Origin of the sequence: Adonisia turfae CCMR0081, assembly GCF_011009555.1 — a bacterium.
Classification (GTDB): domain Bacteria; phylum Cyanobacteriota; class Cyanobacteriia; order Phormidesmidales; family Phormidesmidaceae; genus Leptothoe; species Leptothoe turfae.
In genome coordinates, this window is record NZ_QXHD01000004.1 from 3,083,898 (window position 1) to 3,108,002 (window position 24,105).

At 46.7% G+C, this 24,105-nt stretch carries 13 protein-coding genes; 4 read left to right on the top strand and 9 right to left on the bottom strand.

Annotated features, from left to right (window positions below; all coding sequences use genetic code 11):
* Positions 1-6: 6 nt before the first annotated feature.
* Together DXZ20_RS17455 and DXZ20_RS17460 are read right to left on the bottom strand one after the other, a co-directional pair.
* Entirely contained in the window at positions 7-3,018 is a 3,012-nt protein-coding gene (locus tag DXZ20_RS17455) for a CHAT domain-containing protein (RefSeq protein WP_163699541.1), read from the bottom strand.
* A gap of 47 nt (positions 3,019-3,065) precedes the next feature.
* Entirely contained in the window at positions 3,066-4,784 is a 1,719-nt protein-coding gene (locus DXZ20_RS17460; protein ID WP_163699543.1) for a ShlB/FhaC/HecB family hemolysin secretion/activation protein, read from the bottom strand.
* A gap of 358 nt (positions 4,785-5,142) precedes the next feature.
* Here DXZ20_RS17460 and DXZ20_RS17465 point away from each other — a divergent pair, with 358 nt between their 5' ends.
* Positions 5,143-6,273, top strand: a complete 1,131-nt coding sequence (locus DXZ20_RS17465) for a PAS domain-containing protein (protein ID WP_250565801.1) — start codon at positions 5,143-5,145, stop codon at positions 6,271-6,273.
* Between the two features lie 81 nt (positions 6,274-6,354).
* Positions 6,355-7,110 carry a MinD/ParA family ATP-binding protein gene (locus tag DXZ20_RS17470; protein WP_163665558.1) on the top strand — a complete coding sequence of 252 codons (756 nt, stop codon included), beginning with the start codon at positions 6,355-6,357 and terminating at the stop codon, positions 7,108-7,110.
* A 261-nt stretch (positions 7,111-7,371) separates the two neighbouring features.
* Here the strand turns inward: DXZ20_RS17470 and DXZ20_RS17475 are convergent, their stop codons facing one another.
* The 5 genes from DXZ20_RS17475 to DXZ20_RS17495 all read right to left on the bottom strand — a co-directional run bounded on the left by DXZ20_RS17475 (position 7,372) and on the right by DXZ20_RS17495 (position 12,971).
* On the bottom strand, positions 7,372-8,211 hold the full coding sequence (locus DXZ20_RS17475) for an SDR family NAD(P)-dependent oxidoreductase (protein WP_163665560.1): 840 nt from the start codon (positions 8,209-8,211) through the stop codon (positions 7,372-7,374).
* A 22-nt stretch (positions 8,212-8,233) separates the two neighbouring features.
* Complete coding sequence (locus DXZ20_RS17480; protein WP_163665562.1) at positions 8,234-10,189, bottom strand: ATP-binding cassette domain-containing protein; 1,956 nt, start codon at positions 10,187-10,189, stop codon at positions 8,234-8,236.
* Positions 10,190-10,230: 41 nt separating this feature from the next.
* Positions 10,231-11,394 (bottom strand): ABC transporter permease DevC, encoded by a 1,164-nt coding sequence (devC, locus tag DXZ20_RS17485; RefSeq protein ID WP_163665563.1) that lies wholly within the window; start codon positions 11,392-11,394, stop codon positions 10,231-10,233.
* Positions 11,391-12,569, bottom strand: a complete 1,179-nt coding sequence (locus tag DXZ20_RS17490) for an HlyD family efflux transporter periplasmic adaptor subunit (RefSeq protein ID WP_163665566.1) — start codon at positions 12,567-12,569, stop codon at positions 11,391-11,393. The genes devC and DXZ20_RS17490 overlap by 4 nt, the downstream gene beginning before the upstream one ends.
* A gap of 153 nt (positions 12,570-12,722) precedes the next feature.
* Positions 12,723-12,971, bottom strand: coding sequence for a DUF6200 domain-containing protein (locus tag DXZ20_RS17495; protein ID WP_163665568.1), 249 nt, complete (start codon positions 12,969-12,971; stop codon positions 12,723-12,725).
* A gap of 519 nt (positions 12,972-13,490) precedes the next feature.
* Here DXZ20_RS17495 and DXZ20_RS17500 point away from each other — a divergent pair.
* Positions 13,491-15,602: an ABC1 kinase family protein gene (locus tag DXZ20_RS17500; protein ID WP_163665570.1), complete on the top strand. Its 2,112-nt coding sequence runs from the start codon at positions 13,491-13,493 to the stop codon at positions 15,600-15,602.
* Positions 15,603-15,822: 220 nt separating this feature from the next.
* The gene (locus tag DXZ20_RS17505) at positions 15,823-16,236 is read left to right on the top strand and encodes a rhodanese-like domain-containing protein (RefSeq protein WP_163665572.1); all 414 of its coding nucleotides are present in this window, start codon (positions 15,823-15,825) and stop codon (positions 16,234-16,236) included.
* 9 nt (positions 16,237-16,245) lie between these two features.
* Here the strand turns inward: DXZ20_RS17505 and DXZ20_RS17510 are convergent, their stop codons facing one another.
* Positions 16,246-22,317, bottom strand: coding sequence for a type I polyketide synthase (locus DXZ20_RS17510; RefSeq protein WP_163699545.1), 6,072 nt, complete (start codon positions 22,315-22,317; stop codon positions 16,246-16,248).
* Between the two features lies 1 nt (position 22,318).
* A partial coding sequence (locus DXZ20_RS17515; RefSeq protein ID WP_250565802.1) for a type I polyketide synthase occupies positions 22,319-24,105 on the bottom strand: 1,787 nt, incomplete at its 5' end.

Here is a 24,105-nt window from a genome sequence, read left to right on the forward strand (position 1 = left end):
AGCTTCTTATAACCAGTTACCCACCAAAACGTAGGGAGCCCAGAAAAAGGGATGCTGTCGAAAGCGAGGAATTTCTAAAATTGAGAGCTGAGCACGACGTAATGCCTCTGCTTTGGTCACTTCACCAGAAATCAGCTCATCATAAAACCGGCTAATCAGCAAAGCGGTTGCTTCGTCACTGACTTGCCATAAAGACCCTAAGGTACTCCTTGCACCGGAACGGACCGCAGTACCGGCTAATCCTAATGCTGCCTGCTGATCACCAATAGCAGTCTCACAGGCACTCAGCACCAGTAGCTCCACGACATCAGATGATGTTGTTTGGTCTAAGCCAGTGGTCAGCAAGAGATCCCGAAGTTGATGCACACTCAGTCGGTCATTCCAGGTCAATATAAAGGTTTCATCAAAATTGGAGCTAAACTGACCATGGGTAGCTAAGTGGATCACCGGTGCATTGGCTGTCCGAATGGCCTTAGCAAAGGTGTCACGGGTGAAGTCTTGATTGAGCAAGGTCCTTTGGGCAGAGAGCTTGGCTTCAACTTCGGCAATTTCAGGGGCCACGTTAGGCAGTGAAGGAAATCCCTGACGTGCTTCTGTCAAACCAGCGGCGAGTACTCCCAAATTCTGAGGCTTAATTGGGGTGGGCTCTAGCAGTTGCAGTCCTGGAGTCAAGGCAATGGCATAGCGTTCCATCAAGTACCGTTGGCCATCGTAGAGTGCCGCCATGGGTACATTTCGCAAGACCCCATCAGAAACAAATACCAGGGTATTGACATCGCTATTTTCTAAATCTGTACTCAAGGGCTGCACCAGCCAATCATATACCTGTTGAGATAGCTTCAAATAGCGCTGACTAGTCTTTTGTACCAGGGCTTGTCGTAGGTCCAACACAGTCGCCTCTAATTGGGACTGCGAGACAGCGCTACTGTAGTGACGGAGAGCTTGGCCTGGCAGCCGCACAATTATATCCAGTCGATCTGGCAAAATAATCGGATAAACAACCGCTGCTTGACGATCCACTTGATCAATCAGCACTGGGTTAGCCGATAGACACGCTTCCCTAAAGAAATTATCGAGTTCTGCCAGCTGTAAAGACTCCATTACAGTCCTGGCCTTTTCAAGATTTTCCGTTGGAACTGTTGTGTCCGCCAGCAGTAGGCTAACGAGTTCACGATGGATCGGTTCCACACCAGTTTGAAAAGCCGCTTGCACCTCAGGATTGATCGAGACCAGGTCACTACGCAGCAATTGCAGGGTTTTGACCGATTCACCATAAGCCTTAACGGCTTTCGTGTAGTTAGGGTTTTGGGAGTTTTTGGAACTGCTTTGAGGAATATTTGCCTTGAAAATCCGCCCTAGTTGCCACTGCCAACGGTAGGAAATTTCTGGGGCATCTAGGCTTTGAGAAATCAGCAGCGCCTTTTGGGTAAAAACTTCGGCCTCTTGCCACTGTTGCGCCTGTTCATATAGATGCCCTAAACTACCCAGGACATAGGACTCTGAGCGTAAATCTCCCAGTGCTTGAGCATCCTTTTGAGCCAGCTGTAGCAATTGGATAATATCTGCTTGAGCATTGGCTGACGGTGTTTGCCTGGGTACTTCTAATGCAGGTGCTGTCTGGGGAACACTCCCATTCTCTCCTAAAAACTGTTCGACCAGACTGAGATTACCACGGGTATAAGTATCAGCATCAATAGCTGTTGCTGGTCCACGAACTGTTGTGGCAGATGAGCGTCCTCCTAAAAACTGTTCGACCAAATTGAGATTGTTACGGGTGTAGGTTGATGCATCTGGGATAGTCCTACTTTCGAACCCGTTATCGGGTGCCAAAGGAGTCTCTTTGATAGAGTCGATGGAGCGATCAATAAACAAATCAACCAAATCGAGATTATCGCGGGTATAGGTACTGGGCACGGTTGTTGAGTGGGGTGCTCCCAAGTATCTTGGAACTTTTTCTAAGCGAGCATTACGTTGGCTAATTTTGAGACGACTCTCTGCCAAGTTGATTTTGGCATAGACAACGGCCTGGCTGGAGGGCAACCCTTCTAGTGATGGCTGAATTTGTCGCGCCAGTGATTCTGCTCGCTGCCATTGTTGGGTATTGATCAAAACCGCCAGTTCACTCAGCTGGGCCTGAATGGTAGTAATGGGTTCTGCCGATTGGTTAACAGCCTGTTGATAGTATTGCTGGGCAGTTTCTAACTGTCCTCGGGCTTCAACCGTATTCCCCAAGCTCACCTGAATGGTTACGATCAATTGCGATAGGCCCAATTGTTGGGCCATCCTTAAACTGGTTTGTAATGCTGTCTCAGCCTGTTCCAGATCGCCAGCCACACGCAAAGCTTCACCCAACATCTGCAGTCCTGTTGCCTTAATGTCAGAATCAGGCTGGTCAGCGAGGGCCTCTGTCAAATCACTCAGGGTGACAATGGCACGTCGATAGTGCCCCATAGCCTGTAATGCTTGGGCCTGGGTCAGTATGGAACGCAGCCTTCGATCTTCATCGCCCAGTTGGTCGTAAATCTCAGTGGCCGATTGCCATGCTTGTAAAGCGTCTAATGCCTTACCCTGACTGAGATACAAATGGCCCTGTATATCTAGAATCCTGGCCAAGATTGGTGAGCGCTCCGCTGCTGGTAGCTGATCAATGACCTCTAACCCCCTGGAAATCGTCTGTCTGGCCTCGGACCAACGCCCCAACTGTTGATAAACAAAGGCCAGATTCCTTAGGGCCAGGGCTTGATTGAGATTGTCACCATTATTTTGGTAAAGCTCAACCGCTTGTTGGAGTTGTGCAATTGCCTCGCTGTAGGCACCAGCTTCAAACAGGTCGCGACTTTGTTGTGAGTTTGCATGCAGCTGCTCCTTTGGTCCTCGAAAATCTGCCCTGACCAATCCTGCTGGCAAAAATACAGCACATAGCAACGCTGTCATAAATCCTAAAAGTAGACGCCGCCAACGGTGCTGCCAGGGGGCTAAAAATAATCGCTTCAGGGGCCGAAAACTCAGTGAAACCATGGCATTAAACCCAGCGTGAATCTAGCAACAATAGTCAAGAACAACGGTTAAAAAAGGCGATAGTTAATGGCAAAGTAAAGGCCGTTTTCTTGCAAAGACGATGTTCGTTTATCAATGTCCACCAGGGGAATCCCCCAGTCCAGACGAGCCGTTAGGCGATCCCCCTGTTGCCACAGTAGACCTACACCAGTTGAGACCAATACGTTGGGATCTGGGTTAGTGCCATTATGATTCCAACCACCTCCCATATCTACAAAGGGTGCAAGCTGAAGCAGTCCATTAATCTCACGGGCACGGAACACTGGCAGACGCACTTCCCCTGACAGAGAAAATCCATTATCAGTTAGCAAAACATTTTGGCGATACCCCCGCACTGTTTGCTGTCCACCAAGACCAAATTCTTCTAGCGGCAGCAGATCATCACCACTCAGTTGTAGCCCGCCCTTGAGCAACAGCAGAGTTTCCGGAGCCAATAGCTTTACCCACTGGGCCTGCCCACGCCAGGCAAAAAACTGACTGTCGGGAGCATTGTCATTAACAGTGGCCTCTAATAGATCCAGCCCCAGACTAAATTCAGAAAACAGCGCTAGCACTTCACGATTGCCCGTTTGGGTCCATTCCTGAGAAAAACGCAAAGCTGACAGTCGGGTTCGCCCGTCCGCATCGGCCCCAGGGGAAGGAAAGCCGACAGACTCACCAATTACGTCACTCAAAAAATCTGTCTTGCTGCGCTGGTGTGTCAGCCTCAGTCCTAACGCCAATTCCTCGTTGGGAGTCTGTACCAGCGGTTGACGAAAAGATACCCCATAGGTTTGTGATTCTGATTGAATATCCAGGACCGTAAACGGGTCTTCTATCACTGAGCTATCGGACAAGCTTGTTTGCCAGCCGATGGTGCCGTTGCGAGCATTGACGGGAAATGTATAGTCCAGTTTGACTTCATCACTACCGCTAGTGTTGAGGTACTCCAGCTCAATGCGATCGCCCTGGCCCAGCAAATTACCTTCAGTTAGGGCAATTCCCCGTCGCCAGCTGCCGACACTGGGAGAACGATTGTTGTCTGTGCGTAGCTCGACGTCAAATGTATCCGCTACTGTCACCTCTACATCTAAAATACTTGTGCCCGGCTCAGTCCCCGTTGCTAGTTCAGCCGTAATGTTCTGAATTAGAGGATCGAGCTGTAGTAGCCGTAGCCCGTCTAACAGACGTTCTGAATTCAGCGGTGTAGACCCAGCCAGAGCTAACCGACTACGAACATAGTTGGGGGATAATCTCCCAACTATGTCGACATTGATATCTGTTAGTTGACCTTCCAGCACTTGAATTTGCAAAATGCCATCGGTCAACGTTTGGGGTGGAATGTAAGCACCGGAATTGACATACCCCTGATCTACATAGCGCTGCGTAATGGCTGAACGCACCTCAAACAACTCAGCTGGGGTGAGAGGACGATTGAGATAAGGGGCTGTAATCGTTGCTAAGTCTGACTCACTAAAGACTGTACTGCCTATAACCTCAAAAGCACTGATCACAATGCTTTCTGGCACTGTACCTGGGAGAGCAGGGGATGGTGCGACATCAATCGGAATGTCAAGTATCCGCTCGGATGGCAATGGCTGTATATCAATCGATTCTGGAAATTCACTCTGGGCATATCGGGTTTGGGCCAGTACTGACTCAGCAATCAAACCACCACAGACACCACACATCCAGATAGATAGGCAAAACCGTAGACAATGAAAAATAGGAACACGCAGCAGGGTCATTTTATAGTATTGCTTTTACCTAGAGTCTTTATAAATAAAGTTGGCATTGCTGCTCCTCGGGATGGATTGAATATGGATACTGTTGAATAGCAATGGTGCTAGACTGGCTCATCCCTTCAGCGATCGCAAAAAGTTGAGATAGGACAGTATGCGGTCTTAACACGTGACAGGTGCTAATTTTACCGCGAAGACTTTTTTTGAGGGACATCTTGAATCATCTCTTTGCAAGCTTTACCTTTTGATACACTCTTTTGATATTGCGCTTTTGATAAATGTATCGATATTGGGCGGTGATATAGTACTTCTAGTCATGATGGCTGCTTGATCCATGACTTAAATTACGGCAGCTTCATCGCCAATGGAGTCAGAGACTAATAACCTCAAATTACAGCTGAAAGTTTTACGACACCAATTGCTGAAAATACAGCAAGAAAAAGCAGATCTCGAAGTAATGCTGGAAAATGTGAGTGAGCATGCTGATTTGATTCTAGCTGAGGTTTATGAAGACAAACAGGATTTAGAACTGATTTTAGAAACGTCAACAGTTCATGCTGAGACCGTTGAGTCTGATTTATACCGACGAGCTATCATCGCTAAACAGCAGATTACAGAACAGTTTCAGCTAATTGCAGAATCCTCGCCCGTTGGCTTAAGCATTGGTTGCATTGCAACGAGTAAATTTCTATATGCCAATGCTAAAACCTGTGAAATTCTAGGAATTTCCTTTGAAGAGATTCTCAGTCGAAAAACAACAGACTTTTATGTAAATCGAGCCGATCGTGAGCAAATCATTGCAGCATTACTGAATCAACAGACTTTCGAAGGAGAAATAGCGTGTGTGCGGGCACAGGGTGAGCACTTTTGGGCGATGGTTTCACTATGTCCGTTTATTTTTAAAGATGAGCCAGCCATTCTCATGGCAATGCAAGATGTGACCGCTCAAAAGCAAGCAGAAGAAGCACTGAAGCTGGCAGAAGAACGGTATCGCAGTATTTTCGAGAATGCTTTAGAGGGCATTTTTCAAACAACATCCACAGGGGACTATATTCGAGTCAATCCGTCCATGGCCCGGATATATGGATATAAATCACCGGTCGAAATGATCCGTCAGGTGCCTTCGATCTGGGCAAAACGCTTTGTTGACCCACAGATACAGATAACCTATGAAAAAACGCTTAGAATCAAGGGCCAGTTAAAAGAATTTGAATACCAGTGCTATTGCCAGGATGGTAGGACAATCTGGATTGAAGAAAATAGTCGAGTGGTGAAAGATAGCCTTGGACAAGTTTTGTACTATGAAGGCATTGTTCAGGAGATTACTGAACGGAAACAGGCGGAAGACGCTTTAAAGCAACAGATCAAAAAGCTGCAAATCGAGATTGACCAAACCAAACGACGCCGAGAAGTTAAAAAGATTGCTCAGACTGATTACTTTCAGCATTTAATGGCAGAGGCTGATAACCTTCGTTTTTCTGAGGAAGATTGTTAAGAGATCGCCGTAATCGCCCAGGGTATTTATAAGTTATGGTAGTTTTTCTACACGCACTATCCTAATTTTAAAATTAATAAAATGGCTAAGGTTGTAGCAATTCACTCCTACCGAGGAGGTACTGGTAAATCCAATACAACTGCAAATTTAGCAGCTGTGATCGCAAGCACCGGACACCGAGTTGCTGTCATTGATACTGATATACAGTCACCTGGTATTCATATCTTGTTTGGCCTTGAACCAGACACGATGAACCAGACCTTAAATGACTATCTCTGGGGAGATTGCACCATCGTCGAAGCCGCCCATGATATCACCCCCCCTGAGGTTAAACAAAATCAAGGAGAAATTTTTCTAGTCCCATCCAGTAGTGAGCTAGCAGACATTACGCGAGTATTGCAGGAAGGATATGATGTTAAGCTGCTACGGGATGGCTTTCGAGATCTGGTTAAAGAGCTAAATCTAGACTATATCTTCATTGATACCCATCCTGGACTCAATGAAGAAACACTGCTGGCGATAGCAGTCTCTAACATTTTGGTCATTGTTTTGCGACCTGACAAACAAGACTTTCAAGGTACAGCAGTGATGGTCGATCTCTCTCGGAAGTTAAAGGTACCGAAGATGTTGATGGTGATCAACCGAGTGCTACAAAACACTGATTTTCCTGCACTATCACAGCAAATCGCCGAGACCTATGAAACTGATGTGGCGGGTCTCTTTCCTAACTGTGATGAAATGATGGAGTTGGCTAGTAGCGATCTGTTCTATTTACGTTTTCCCGAGCATCCATTATCTAATCTCTTCAAACAGGTTGCTGACCAGGTGATGGCCTAGGGTACGCTTATGAGGCAATATCAAAGGACCTCAGCACTGGCCCCACATTTTGTAATGCTTTGCTCGGTGCAATGTCACACCGAGATTGCGGAAACACAAGCTAGTTATGATTGACCAAATCATCTGGGTGGGTGGGTTTATGGCCTTTAACTCCATCAGCGTGGTGTTGAATTCGCTACTCCTACGTTGGCAATTGAGGTAAAGGGATTGATTTTTGATAGCGTGTGGTGCGCCTTTAGCTTACTCATTAGCCAGATATCCCTAATGCTTGCGCGAAGCTTGCTTAAGCCAAAAGAGAATTAGCCAATCAACGATGCGATCGCTTAACACGCCCTGCAAAAATTTCAAAACCTTGGCATCGACTGTAGTGCAGTAAACGGTTTTGGGGCGTTTGGCGATGGCTGCTGCCACCATAGCTTTTACCGTACTGTCTACTCCAGGAGCCTTGGCATAACTCGTGGCCATAGAATGCCTGAAGTCATCAACTAAAGGCAAATAATCAGCGGGATGCTCAACGTGATCCAGTAAATCAAACGCAACACGATCAAACCCTGTTTTAACTATTCCAGGCTCAATAATAATCACCTCAATCCCAAGATCTCTAACCTCCTGGCGTAATGCCCTGGCAATACCAGTTATGGCATGTTTAGTTGACGCATACCAGCCTGTGCACGCTATCGAGAGATGACTGGCGAGGGAAGCGGTGAAAATAATTCGACCACTTTTCTGCTGACGCATAGCGGGGAGCACAGCCTTGAGGACCCTTGCCACACCAAAAACATTAACGTCGTACTGGTTTTGGATTTCTTCTATAGCGATACTTTCTATTGTTCCATAAGCCCCATAACCAGCGTTCACAAAAACAACATCGATACGCCCTTGCTCCGCAAGTATCTGTTCTACACTTGCTATGATCGAGGCATTATCTGTCACATCCAACCCTAAGAGATGTGCCTTCTGTATAAGCAGATCTTGCATTTTCTCAACACTTCGAGAGGTGGCATAGACAATGCAACCCAGTTCTAACAGCATCTCTGCGGTTGCTTTTCCAAATCCTGACGAGGCCCCAACCATCAGCACTACTTTGGACTTGATTGACACTGCTACTAACTCTCCTTAGAAATCAGCTCAAATACTGATAGGCATGACGCATACACTGGATACTCATTTGGAAAACATTACCTAATTCACGGATAAACTCCAATAGTCTTGCCTCATCCTCTGAATCAAAAGGCATGTCACCTATTTTGTTGATGATCTCGATAACGGCAATCACTTCACCTGTTTGGAAACCAAAAACTGGTAGGGCCAATATATTTCGAGTAATAAAGCCAGCATCTTTATCAATTTGTGGATTAAAGCGATGGTCATCATAGGGGGATGGAATATTGAGGACTTCTCCTGTGATTGCAACATATCCCGCGATCCCAGTATCAAGCGGCATCTCAATTGCAAAAAGATTATTATCTTCATCTATGGCGGTATTGGTACGCAAGACCTGGTTCGAGAGATCCACTAAGAAAACGGCAACTCTCTCTACTCGAAGGGTTTGACCAATCTTGAGGAAAATAACCTGCAGCAGAACTTGAAGCTTTTGCTTTAACACTGATTTGTCAGGAGATACAGCAGAGTCTAAAAAAGATTGAAGTTCCTGGTTAAGTTGATCTAGAAAAGCAATAAATTTATCTGTGGATAGAGAGTCTACTCGTCGCCTTAATTCATGGGCGTTTTGAATCAACGATTGATGCCGAGAAACATTGGTTTCTCGCGCATATAAAATACTGGTTTCCAGAACATTTCCTAGAAATTGGGTTAACTCATAAAACCTGGTCTCATCTGCCTGGTCAAAGGCTGCATCACCAATTTTATTGAGGGCCTGGATAACGGCACACACTTCACGACTAGAGTTAAAAATCGGCATACAAAGGATACTTCTTGTCCTAAACCCAGTATCCCTATCAACTTGAGGATTAAATCTAGAATCGTTATAGGGGTTAGGAATATTTAGACTTTCTCCCGTCGTAGCAACATGACCGGCAATACCAGCATTTAAGGGAATTTCAATATTAATCGGTTCTCCAGAGGCACTGCGTGCGCTTTGCGACCAAAGCTTATACCGATCTCTATCTACCACGAAAAAAGTTACTTGTTGGGCAGCTATCAGCTGAGAAATTTTAATAGAGACCGCCTGTATAATCAAGTTTAGTTTTTGATTGACAGAACGGTTTTTGAGCAGGTTCATCGTACTTAGAATCTGCTCGAATTCTTTATTAAGCTGCTTCAAGAATATGGAAAATTGCTCAATTGATAATGGATCAATCAATGTTCTAATTTGACTGGTTTCCATTTGAAAAATTTCCGACATCAAGTTATTGATGTTCAGCAACAATTCACCCTTGGCCTGGGATAAACGACCATCTTCTAAACTAATAATTCGATCAGCAATATCAAGAATTCGATTATCGTGGGTCACTAACACAATGGTGCAGCCTTGTTGTTTGGTGAGCTGCTGCATCAGCTCAACGACATCACGTCCACTGCTTTTATCTAAGGACGCAGTAGGTTCATCCGCTAGTAGAATTTTGGGTTGATTGACTAGGGCACGGGCAATGGCGACACGCTGTTTTTGCCCTCCCGACATTTGGTGAGGATAGCTTGTTATCTGGGGCTTTAAGCCCACAGATTCTAGCATCGCTTCTGCCCGATTCTGGGATCGTTTTCTTGATAGGCCAGGGTTTAGCTTTAGTGCCATCTCAACATTTTGTCTGGCGGTAAAGAAGGGCACTAAATTATGGTGCTGAAAAATGTAGCCTAGCTGATGGCGCAGTTCTAGCCGTTTGCGATCGCTCGCTTTAGAAATATCTCGATTGAGAACCATTAAACAGCCTTCTTGGACTGATCGTAAACCGGCAATTAATGTAAGTAGCGTGGTTTTACCAGACCCTGAAGGCCCAGTTAGAATAACAATTTCTCCAGATTCAATGGAAAGGTTAATGTTATATAAAACCTGCTGACGTAGTGTCCGTCGACCATAGTAATGATTGAGGTTTTTAACCTCTATAATGGTTTGCTTAGTCATCGGCTCAGCACACGAAATAAAAAATTATTCAGACTAGACTCTTACCTAAAGAGATCAGCAGGATCGGCATCCTTTAGTTTTACAATTGCTACAATACTTGCTAACGCACAGGTAATAAACGTTAGCACAAGGACCAAAGCAGCTCTGCTAAAACTCATATCCATAGGCAGCCGAGTAGCGCTCTGAACTAAATTAAAGAGATAGAGACAAAAAATATATCCGGGAATATACCCCAGAACTGCCATTAACATGCTTTCTTGGAGAACTGTATTGATCAAATATTGGTTTGTATAACCAATTGCCTTAAAGGTGGCATAGACAGATAGATAATCTGAAATTTGGGTAAATAGGATTTGATAGACAATTACTCCCCCAAATATCGAACCAATGACTGCCAATGTATTAAAAATGAACCCAATGGGTGAACCCGTCGTCCAATATTTTTTCTCATTGGCAATCAGTTCTTCTTTTGTCAATACTTCTATTCCTTTTGGCAAAATACTGACTATCTCCTGTTTAATGGCTTGAGGATCTACTCCCTCTTCTAAATTAACCAGTCCTAAACTTGCTTTAGCCAGGGAAAAACCTAATAAATTTGAATAGTTAAAATCACTCGTAATCAGGATGCCATTAGCGGATAAAATGCCTCCTCCTAAGGTAAAAAGACCTGCAATGGTAATTTTTTTATCTGCTATTTCTGTTGTAAACGAGCCTCTCTCCTGAACTTCTTGAATGATAGGCCCATATCCAGGCTTAGCCAGCTGATCATAGAGCCATGTGTTAGACCGCGTTATGACATCCAGCTGCTGATTAATTTCAGGCAGATTAAATACAGGGCGCTCAGGATCAAAGGCAAAAATAGTAATTTGTTTTTGCGCTAATGTTTCTGGGTTTTTGAAGTTGGTCCAATTCATATAAAATGGGCTGGTTTCCGTGACGCCACCAATAGCGGCTACTCGATCCATCACCCGCCGAGGAAATCCCCGCGCGCTTAGCGCCCAAAAATACTCCAATTGCCCCGGTTGTATAAATAAATCAGCTCTCAGAGATTTATGAATCGTAACTGCATCCTCAAAAATGCCATCACGCAGTGCCGTGGTGGTAAACATCAGCGTGACCGAGAGCATGACACTTAACAAGCTCACAAACAGACGAGACTTCTTATGGGTGAGTTGGAGCCATGCTTCTGATGTAAAGAAATTCATTGGACCGAAGAAGTGATTTGAATGGTAACGTCGGCTTCCATATGAATGAACTGGGTCACTTTCTCACTATCAGATGGGTTAAGACGAATTTCCACTTCAAAGACCCTGGCATCAATTTCCAAGGCCGGATCATTATCAAAAACTTCTTTTTGCCCTATTTGATGAGAGATCTTTTCCACGGTGCCCTGAAGTTCATCAGATAAGGCACTCAATTTGACTATGGCAGCTTGTCCTGCCTGAATTTTGGCAATATCGGTCTCATATACTTCAGCCAGGATATACATCTCCTGGGTTTGTCCTAAATCCACAATGCCATTCTGACCCATTTGCTCACCTGGCAAAGTATGAATTTTTAGAATGCGTCCAGCTACTGGAGCTCGAATACGGGTTAGTTCCAAGTTGGAAGCAGCTGTTACAGCGGCGGCGGTAGCGGCTTTAAGTTCAGCTTGAACAACAGCTATATCCACTGGACGCACCTCCTCTAACCTTTCTAGAGTGGCACTTTCACGGCGGATCTGCTGAGTACGACTGGACTGAATATTTTCTAATTGAGCTTTTACCTCATTCAACTGGGCCTGGGCAACCTCAAACTGTTCTTGCTTGTCATCTAAGTCAGAAATACTGATGGCACCATCTTCGTAAAGAACTTGAAAACGTTGATAAGCCTTTTCCGCATTCTGCAATTCAGCCTGCATACGCTCAATCAAAGCCTTTTTCTCAATCACTTCCGCACGCAATTGAGCTTCTAAATTAGCAATCTCTGCTTCCTGGGCAGCAATATCTCCAAGTTTAGCTTCACCAGCCAAGACTTTATCCAGCCGAGCTTTGGCCACTGAAACTCTCTGTTCGGCCATAGCTAACTCTGCTTGCTGGGAATAAAACGTATCCAACAAGGCAATTATTTGACCTGCTGTTACCTCATCCCCTTCTTGAACATTCACTTCAGCAATTCGTGCACCAAACAACTGAGACGGGCCAGATAAACTGATGACGCCGCTCTTGGGGATCACACGCCCTAAAGCAACAACCGTTTCAGGTTTATTGGCATTAATTTCAGGGACTTCTGGCAATGATTGCACTGGCTCAGAAGCCTTGGGAAATAGATGCCTATGCACTGCCAATGCAATCATTGCCAGTGTAATACAAGCAATGGCTAGTTTATATCTTCGCTGCATTGTCAAGTGAATTGAACTGATTTACTGAGCAAATAACTATTCACCAACATGGAATCAGTCCAAGGGCTATGGCTGACGAGTTTAGCTGGGAAATGGCCGAGTGAAACAGAAACGCTTGCCAAGATATTTTTTACTCTTTAATATACAGTTCCTCTACTTAAGAACAGCTTGCTTATTGAACCAATCTAGGGCTGTTTTAATTTTCTTTGGCTTTTCCTTATACACCACCACAATAGGGACAAGAATCTTATCCTCTGCTGCATCACCCAACTGGTATTGGGTACGTTCTAAAACTTCCTGAACTTCATCCATTAATTTCCCGCGACCTTTTTCAAGCTTCTTGATATTCTTTTTGCTCGTCTTACCAAGATTAACAACAACAGGCATTTGAATATTTTTCATGGTTCCTAAAAATCCTGATTTTGGTTCGGTTAATGGCTAAGCATGATCAGCATCATGCAACAAGTTGCTCTAATTCAGAGTGAGAAACTAATAAACTAAATATTAATTATGGTACATGAAATAATCTCCTATGGAGAGGTAAAGCCAGGAGGGCATAGAGACAAGCGATAAAGCTCGGGATCAAAAGAGTTGACAATGTGTTTTGTACAGGTGTTCTATAGAACACCTGTACATCCAAAAGCTGGAATTTAATCGGTCTTGCTTTCTAAGATGATTGGAATATAAAATCTCCTTGCCTACATTAACAAATTCAAACGTTCTTATATAAAGAAGACTTATACATGAAAATAACGTTTTCTTTTGAGAATATAGATAGATCCTTACATTTCTAATCATTCAGCCATTTATAACTAAATGATTAAATTCGAGCAGGTAAACGACCACTTCAAAATAAATCAATTCAAATAAATTTAAAATAATTCAAATGCATCATTGTGTTTTTAAAAAAGTTTAAGAATCATGGGTAAGAATCGTAAGCGACCTCGAATTAAAGTGATCAAACCCATAAACGTTAACGGTGACAATGGTTCATCACCAACAGCTTACACAAACTTGCCCAATATCAAACGATCATCATCTTCCTATCGCGTCCAAAAGGCTGTTAGCAGAGGCATTCAATCATGGCTTTCTCAAACCGCTAAGCCCTCTAAATCTCGCTTGATCAAACGGAAAAGGCGATCTCAAAAAGTTTTAGAGACTAACTCCCTCGAACCATGGGAAAACAATAGACCCGAATCCCATAGTTCCTCGAAGGGGATTGAGGATGAGGCCCCTATTCGCTCTATGCAACGTCGCCAACAGTTAGGTATAAATCCCGATATTTATGGTAGCCCACCACCGATGATGAGCATCATGCAAATCCAGGTGAGTTTTCTGCAGGTACTGATGAGATTGGGGGTGTGGATATATGCCATCGTTAAATTTTGGACTCTCATATTTTGGGATTGGCTACAACGAAAAGATTCGGTAGAGCGCCGCGCCCAGCGGGTACGGATCATATTACAAAGCATGGGGGGGATTTTTATTAAACTTGGTCAACAAATGGCGATGCGGGTTGACCTATTGCCCTACCCTTACTGCCTTGAGCTATCTAAACTTTTAGATAAGCTACCGCCCGAAACAACAAAGCATGCCATCCAGGTGATTGAACGGGTTACCCAAAAACCTTTAGCAGACACCTTTACTCAGTTTGACCCAGAACCTATTGGCTCTGCCTCAATTGCCTGCGTTTATCAAGCTGTTTTACACAATGGCGATAAGGTGGCAGTCAAGGTACGTCGCGCCAATATTGGCAAACTTATGATGGCTGATTGGCAAGCCCTGAATTGGCTGTTAGGGATAGTGGAACTGTTAGCCATTGTTCGCCCAGGCACCACCACCTATTTAAGAGCCGATTTACGGGAGGTCATCCTGGGAGAATTAGATTTTCGCCATGAGGCCCGATACCAGGAAGTTTTTCGTAAAACGGTGAAAGAATCGAAAAATTCCTTTATCAATGCACCAAAGGTCTATTTTGAACTGCTGAGTGAAGATCTTCTAGTCACAGAATTTGCATCTGGCGTTTGGCTTTGGGAAGTTCTAGCTGCCATTGAGCAGAAGGATAAAGACGCCCTTGCCTATTTGGAAAGCATTGATATCAACCCAACAATTGTGGCCAAACGGTTAGCTTGGGCAAATTGCTGGGGTAATTTAGAAAACATTATTTTTCATGCTGATCCCCATCCAGCCAATATTGTGATTCGGCCTGGCAATAAACTAACGTTTATTGACTTTGGGGCCTGTGGGACCATGAGTGAAAAAACTCGTCGTCATAGCCAACGACTTAATTACTGTTTTATTAATAAAAATGTTCGAGGCATGGTGCAAAGTGCCATCAGTGTCTTAGAACCCTTACCTCCCATTGATGTCGATTCATTTGAGCGTGAGTTAGAGCTGATTTATTGGCAAGTTGTCTTTGCATTTGAGTCTAAACATGCAGAATGGTGGGAACGGACATCGATGACGGCCTGGTTAGGGGTGATGAAGCTGGCTGGAAAGTATCAAATTCCAGTAGCTCGCGACACGTTGAATTTGGTGAGGGCAACGTTACTGTATGACACTATCGTAATGCGGCTGGATAGCAAGATTGATTCTATCAAGTTGCTGACTAAGTATCTGAAATCCATGGGTAAACAGTCGCGAAAACGGATACGCAAACAGTCACGGAATCTATTCAATCAAGAGCAAAGCTATACGCAACTGGAAGAATGGTTCAGGTTAGCCGATACAGCCCGTAATCGATTGGAACAGTTTTTGGATTTCCCAAAATATACCTTTACCTCTTTGGTGGATAAGCTGTCTTATGCTGTTTCTAATATCATGTGGACGGTTGGATTTATTTTGATAGTGGGGGTGGTGTTTGCGATCGCAATTGCAGGCATCCAAAACATCCAGGGAGACATGCTCCTCCAGGGAGAGCTTATCAGAAAAGTTTTATCCAACCGTCTGTACCAAGGCTTTATGGTAGCAATAGCCATCATTAGTACTCGTCGTATTTGGTTTCGGGTTCGAGATCGATCCATTCGTCGTTAGTTCGTCGGTTTACAGGGGAACATGGTGAGCGTCATCATTCCCTTATAAGATCCAGATCACACCTATGGCCTCCTTTACTTAAACACCTGAATAAACCTGAATTGAAACCTGAATAAACCTGAATTTTTCGGGATGTTTTCTGTCGGGGAGTTTTCTGATAATAGATTCAACGTTGCACAGGAGCTGTGCGACTCCTAATCACTAAACCGGAGACTATCCCATGCAATCCACATCCAAACCCTGCTGCGTTAACATCTCTCCTAAGGAATTTCTAAACTTACCTAACCGACCTATTCTCATTGATGTTCGCATGGAGATAGAGTACAAGACGTTTCGAGCTCCCAATGCCAGGTTAGTGGGGATGACTGACGTTCTCTTGGGTCTACGGTCTAAAGAAAGTCGAAAAAATCGCTGGCCTCAGTGGCTACAAGATTTGACTAAAAAGAGAGATACCCCTGTTGCCATTATCTGCCTGGCTGGCCAACGTAGCTATTTAGTAGGAGAGCAACTGGCTAAAGCCGGGTTTAAGGAAGTTTATAACATCCAGGGGGGCATGATGGAATGGTGCCGTCTAGGCTTAGATGTGGAAAAGGGGGAAGCTGATGCAATCAATGCTGTCGTTGCAGCGGCATAGTTGCCCCAGCTAAGGCACCGGAATTGAATCGGCCTTGGGTAAAAAATCATTTTGACGCCAATGGGTTACATAGGTTTTGAGTAATGTTTCATCTAAGAGCGGATAGCTCAAACCACTGTTAGCCAGCCCAATAGCAGTATTTTGGGTATTAATACGGCTAAAATCTATCCCAGCTTTTTGAAGATTTAGTAGATCTTCTCGAAAATCTACCATGTAAGGATAGAGAGAATTCTCAGGACATAGTTTTAATATGGCGACCCACTGATCTAGGGGAATTTTCTTAAGGGTATACCCAAAAGAACTTAACCATTGGAACAGGTTCTCCGTGGGGATAGATTGGGGGTGAAGCAGATGGAATGTAGACCCCATAGGTTGAAGAGAAAGCTGGGCAATGGCTTGAGCTACATAGTCAACGGGTACATAGTTACTGAACACCCCTGGGAGCGCAGGCACCTGGCCTAGCTGAACGCACCCCTTAATCATGCGAGAAAACAAGTCTTCGTTATTACCTACTCCGGTTTGACTGTTCCCAGTCACAATACCTAATCGATAGATAGATGTGGGAAGACCGCGATCTCGCGCTGTTTCCACTAACTTTTCTGCCACCCACTTACTTTGCAAGTAGCCATGCTTCAGTCCCTTGGGAGATAGTAACGGATCCTCTTCTCGAATGGGCTCCTGGTCATCTGTATAGGCCGAGGCCATAAACACCCAAAGCGTGGAAACAAAGTGAACGGGCTTAACTCTATGGGTACAGGCCAGACGCAGCATTTCTAATGTACCCAACACATTAGTCGCCTTCAAGGTGGAATAGGGATAAACATGATTAACCCATGCTCCACTGTGGTAAATCACTCCGATGTTCTCGGCTAGTTGTTGAAACACCTCGGCTGACAGACCCAGCCAAGGTGCTGATAAATCCCCCACCACTGGCACAATACGCTGGTTAAACCAGGGCTGCCATAAACCAAAGGTTTCAAGTTGGCGCTTTAGCTTTTGCTGGGCAGCCGCAGCATCTTGAGCCCGGATAAGACAATAGATATCGACGGTTGTTTGCTGCAGTAGTTCAGCTAACAGGTGAGCGCCCACTAGACCAGTGGCTCCAGACAGCAAAATTGGTTCGGCATGTAACGGATCTGATACGGACAATAATGCCGGGTTCGTAGGATCGATAGCTGGCTCTAAAATGGCCTCTGCTTCTAAATCTGGTTCTGCACTATCGGTTGCTTCTACTGTCGTTCCATCACGGGCGTCATCAATAAATCGAGCTAACCCAGCAATAGTTACCCCTTCAACTAATTGCCCCAGGGGAATGTCCACCCTCAGGGTACTTTCGAGCGCTTCTTTGAGTTCGAGGGCCATCAGGGAATCGAGGCCTAAATTACCCAAAGGTTCAAGCAGAGAAACTTGGGCTGGGGGTAGCTCCATGATTTGCGCGATCGCAGTTTGAATATGGCTACTCAAAAGCTGCTGACGCTCGGCACTAGATGCTGTGTCTAGTTGAGCAAGAATACTCTGTTGGGAACGGTGCGTTCTTGGTAATTCTGCACTTACTACGAGGTCAGGTTGATCCTGAGAGAATAGCTCCTGTCGATATTGTTGAGATAATTGCCGTAATAGCTTCGGTAAAAGCTGTTGTTCAGCTGGAGAAAAAATTCCCCCCGTACTCAATTGATGGACTAGCGCGTCCAGATGGCCCGTTTGTAGAGCTTGCATCACAGGGGATAAAGCTGGGACAGACAATGGATCCGTCATGACTTGACGCTGAGGGTAGCCCTGATAAAAGCCTGCCCAATCAATGGGGACTCCACGGATATAGAGTTCGCCCAGACTGCGCAGCAGTTGTTTCCAATCCGATAATTTCTCCCGTAAACTTGCTAGCCACAGCCCGGTTCCAGGCGGTACACTGGCCCGCCCCATGCTCAAACTGGCGGCATCGTCGCTGACGCCGAGAAAAATCTCGCAGCCATTATGCAGACAGGTGTGAATCGCTTTAGAAAATTGGGCTGGTTCCAGGGCCATGCGAGTCCAATAATTCGAGGTGGTCAGGACCTGATCAACTAGCTCTCCCGTCAAAGAAGACACCACCTTTAACTGGGGAGGAGACAGAGAAATATCTGCCATTGTTGGCGTATTTTGTACTTCCGGTGTCTGGAGCTGTTGAGTATGGAATCCATAGGTCAGCTGTAGATCAATGGTGGCCACCTGTTGATCACTCAGGTGTTGGATCACGGCCTCCATCGCTGCAGGTTCTCCTGAAATTAAGTTACAGGCCCCGGCGTAAACAATGATTGACACCTCCTGGGCAACAGGTTTAATTGCTTCTGTTACTACAGCTTCACTAGCATTGACGATCACCGCTCGATGAGTGGGAGCGACTCCCTTTAATGCCTGCCCAAAGGATGCCAACAGATGTAATGTATCGTCTAGGTCAATCACCCCAGCCACATGGGCCACAGTGTATTCACCAAAACTGGCCCCCAGCAACAATGATGGTGTTATTCCCCAAGATTTCCATAGTTCATACAGGGCATATTGCAAGGTAAATATGACAGGCATGGCATAAACCATGTCCTGATCAGTTGTTGGGGCAGTTTCATTAGGAGATTTATTGGCAGAATAAAGGTAATCCAGCAGCGATCCTCCCAAGAGAGATTGCACAATGGCATCACAGCGTTGGATGGCTTCTCGAAAAACAGGTTGAGTTTGATACAGTTCATACCCTGCCCCGCGATAGGGCCATTGAAAGCCGCCAAATAGAAAGGTGATGTCCGCACTTGTGGGGCTACTGATTTGTCCCCACAACACATTGGGAACATCTTGCCCCGCGAGGAATTGGAGGAGAGTCTGATGCAGTTCTTCTGCGGACTGAACGATGACGGCTAGGCGATGGGGATGGCGCGATCGCGCTCCACTATCATAAGTATTTGCCTCAAAACAAATCGCTGCTAGGTCTGGTTTAGGTCCCAAATCTAACGATGTTTGTAGGCGCTTGACCGTAGCTTCAGCCTGGGTAAATAGCTCTGCTTCAGTAGCTGCAGATAAACAGAAAATTTGAAACGGAAGATAGCTAGTATCCGGAATTCTCCGCGCATGGGACATCTCTACTGAGGGGGCGCATGGCCATGCGCCCCTACGATCAGACAAACTTTTATCTTGTATGTCCGTTTTTGGCTCTTGGAACCAATGGCGCTGACGTTGCCAGGGATAGGTGGGTAAGTCAACTTTTTGGTAATCAACACCGACATTAACCTGTTGCCAGTTCACCGCTGCCCCTTGCACGTAGAGCGAACCTAAATTCTGTAAAATAGAGTCCTTGTCAGATTGGCTTGGATACAAGCTGGGCAACCATATCCCTGAAGATATGCATTGTTGTCCCATCCCAATCAATAGCGGCTTAGGCCCCATTTCGAGGAATAGTGGCTCTGTTAAAGAGTGCGTCTTCCCGTTTTGAGACGGCACCTTTTCTAACGCTTGCTCAGGTCCCAGAAGATCGCTGGACTCCTGGGTTTGTTCATACAGTGTTCTAATGCCAGCCGTAAACTGAATGGGTTGGAGAAAATGATCGCTCCAATAATCAGGGGTAGCCACCTCATCTCCTACTAAAGTGCCATTAATGGTTGAAACCAGGGGAATTTGCGGGCAGGCATAGGAAATGTTCTCTGCAGCTTGCCTAAATTTCGCTAGCAACGGCGTTAATAGCGAAGACTGAACCCAATGGGGCGAAAGCGCACCCGTTTCCAAGCATTTGTATAGGAGGCCCTCATCCTCCAAGGCATCACAAATGTCAGCCATTGTTGCAGTCGCACCAGACAGTACAAAATGATTCGGACTGTTATACGCCACTATCTCAACGGATGCTCCATAGGAGGCCAGCAATGTCTGACATTGGGATACAGGTGCGAGCACGGTCAGTGCCTGTCCCCGATCTGTGATGTTTGCCCACCATTGGTCCCACTGGGCAATCAACTGTAGTCCATCCGCCAAGCTAAAAACACCCGCAACACAAGCCGCCACAAATTCTCCTAAGCCATAGCCCATCACCTGGTTAGGCTGAATACCCCAGGATTGCCAGAGCTGAGCGAGGGCATATTCAAAGGCGAATAGGGCGGTTTGGGGGAGAGGGGGAGAAGGAGAGGGAGACTGTAGGGGCTGGCCTTGTGCGGTTCGGCTGAGCTCACCGTCGAAGCCCTGCCCTGACTCAGAGGACAACAGATCCGGATAGAGAATCTCCAGCAGATTGTAATGTGGACGCAGAACCTCGGTACATTGGTCAAGGGCTTGCCGGAAAACAGGGTAGGTTTCATAGAGCTGCTGCCCCATTCCTGAATATTGAGCACCGTCCCCCGTAAACAAAAAGGTAATGTTGGGCCTGTAGTTCGTCTTAGGCAATTGCCACTGCTGCACCTGGGCTGACGTCTGACCCGCTTCAAGTTGTTGCAGTGCCGTCATCAGCCCTTGCCGATCGGTAACTCGAATCGCTAACCGATGGGTAAAGTGAGATCGCCCCACCTGCGAACCACAACAAATATCTGCCAATCCCTGCTCAGGATATCGTTCTAAGTGTTGCCCATACTGATTCACTAGCGTCTCTAACCCTTTTTTACTCTTAGCCGACAACGTAAGTAAATTTTTAGACTGATTTTCCGACTTCCGACTTCCGACTTCCGATTTTAGTTTTCCGACTTCCTCCACAATCACATGGGCATTTGTCCCACTAAACCCAAAGGCACTCACCCCAGCCATACGTCGGTCATCCTTAACGTCCCAGGGTGTCAGGCTTTCTGGCACCGTCACCGGCAACGTATCCCAATCAATGTGCGGGTTCGGTGTCTGGCAATGGAGGTGGGGGACAATTTGTCGATGCTGCAGTTGCAGAACCACTTTGATCACACTGGCAATACCAGCTGCAGCTTCTAGATGACCAATGTTGGTTTTGACAGAGCCGATATGCAGAAATTGAGCGGTGGTGCGATCCCGAGGGAAAATCTCCCCTAAGGCATTGACTTCAATGGAGTCTCCCAGAGGGGTGCCTGTCCCCTGCACCTCCACATAGCTAATTTGTGAATGATCGACACCACTGTTCGCCAGTGCTTGGCGGATCACCTCAACTTGGGCAGGGCCATTAGGAGCCGTTAACCCACCCCGATGGCCGTTCTGGTTAGTGGTTGAGCCCCGCAGGATAGCCTGGATGGGGTCTCCATCCGCCAGGGCATCCGAAAGCCGCTTGAGCACAATCACCCCGCAGCCTTCACCGCGAGCATAGCCATTGGCACCGGCATCAAATGTGCGGCAAGGACCACCAGGAGACACCATACCGGTTTGGGAAAGCACCTCATGGGTGTGGCTATCCAGTAAGAGATTGACCCCACCGGCCAGTGCCAGGGTACATTCTCGTTGCCGTAAACTCTGACAGGCCAGATGAACGGCAACAAGGGAAGAGGAACAGGCGGTATCAACGGCTAGACTTGGCCCCGTTAGGCCCAGCTGATAAGAAAGCCGACCAGCCGCCGTACTAAAGGCATTACCGGTACCGGAATAGGTGTCGACGGGTTCGTCTGCCGCCAACAACTGATTGGCATAGTCCTGGCTGCTAATACCGACAAACACCCCTGTGGCACTGTTGCGCAGCTGGTGTGGCACCTGATGGGCCTGTTCCAACGCCTCCCAACTGACTTCTAGCAGCAGGCGTTGCTGCGGATCCAAATTACGAGCTTCCCGAGGCGTAATCCCAAAAAACTGGGCATCGAAGCTATCCACCTGGTCCAGCAGTCCCGCTAATGATGTCGTGGTTTCATAAGTAGCTGCCTGCCCAGGCCAACGATCTGAGGGAATTGGGCCAACGGCGTCTTGTCCCTGCTGGAGCAATTGCCAGAATTCATCAGGAGAATTAACACCACCGGGAAAACGGCAGCCCATGCCGATAATGGCGATGGGCTCAGTCTGGGCAGACTTCACCGCTTGCAGTTCAGCCCGCATTTCCCTAAGGGCAATCAAGGCTCGCTTAGTAGCGGACAAGCTAGTGGCGGACAAACCATCGGGCTGATGTTGAGGTGAAGGCGTTGAATGGTTACTACTCACGTTATTGCCCCCCTGATGATTGAGTGATGCTTTCCAGTTCTTGCAACAGAATGGCTTCGGCTTCAGCTTCTGAAAGCTGGGTCACCTCTGCTCGAATCTCAGAAACATCTGTTTGCGGCGAGCGGTAGGGGGGAGTCGGGTCCGGATGGTCTGGGGGAAAGATTTTCTCGAAGAGGTAAGTTGCGATCGCATCCACCGACGGATAATCAAATAACACCGTTGCCGAGATAGATATCTGCAATTCTGACTGCAGGCGATTGCGAAACTCCACCGCCATTAGAGAATCCATCCCCATATCAAACAACGACTCCTGAGGATCAATCTGTTGCAGATCAGTGATGGCCAAGGTATATCCCACGTTTTTCTGAATAAACTGAATCAACAGCTCCTGTCTCTTAGCAATTGGACCGGTTTCTAATCGCTGGAGAAACGTGGACGACGGCTGAGATGACGGTTCTGCCGGTCGTAATCCCTCCAGGATAGGCATGGTCAGATGCCTGGGCAACTGTTCAAAGAACTGGGACCAATCTGCTGGCAAGACAGCGACTTGGGCAGTAGCGGTGGCCAACAGGTCACCCAAAACCTGCACACCGGTCGCTGGGGCAATAATTCCTAAGCCCCGCCGGTCCTGAAGGGGAAGATTTGCCGCCATACCGCTAGACCACCGGCCCCAGTTAATACTTAACCCTGGTAATCCCTGGGCCTGACGGTAATGGGCCAACCCATCCAAAAAGGCATTGGCCGCAGCATAGTTCCCCTGCCCCGGTGCCCCCAGCAAAGACGCCACCGACGAGAAACAGACAAAGAAATCCAAATCTAGATGCTTTGTGTTCTCATGCAATAACCAAGCCCCCTTCACCTTAGGAGCCAGAACCTGGGCAAACCGAGACCAGCTCATCTCCTGGAGCACACCATCATCCAACACACCGGCTGCATGAATCACCCCTCGCAGCTTTGGCAGGGGGGCAATCTGTTGAAACAGCTGCGCCACATCGGCTTGCTGAGTAATATCGACTTGTAAAGCCGACACCTGTGTACCGTTTGCTTGCAAGTCAGCGATGATTTGCTGCGCCACTGGTGACGGTTGACTACGCCCTGCTAAAACCAAGTGTTTTGCCCCCTGTCGCCCCAACCACCGGGCAACGTCTAAGCCGAGAGCACCCAGCCCCCCAGTAATCAGATAGCTGCCCTCAGATTGGATAGACACTGGCCCATCGGGGAACTGCACCACCACTTTCCCAATGTGCTGTGCCTTTTGCATAAACCGAAAGGCATCAACCACATCGTCAGCGGAAAACACGCGATGGGGTAGCGGCTTTAGATGCCCCGTGGAAAACTGTTGACTTAAGTCACACCACAAATCTTGTAGCTGTCTGGGAACAGTCTGGGCAACTTCTCCCAGATCAAACGGGAAATAGCTTACATCTGGACGATGCTGCGCAACCCGCTCCGTACTCCAGATGCCCAGCTTGCCAATCTCAACAAAGCGTCCGTTTTCAGCCAGCACCTCAAAGCCCTTATCAATAAACTCTCCTGTAAAGCTGTTGAGAACAATATCCACTCCCTGTCCCTGGGTTCTCTCCTGAATCTCCGTCGCAAAATCCAGGCTGCGGGAGTTCATGACATGCTCAATGCCCTGCTGTTTTAACCAATCCAATTTAGCTGGGCTAGCCGTGGCAAAAATTTCAGCCCCCACCTGTTGAGCAATTTGGACAGCAGCCTGACCCACCCCCCCAGCTGCAGAATGGATCAGAACACGGTCCCCAGGTTGAAGTTTTGCCAGATGAT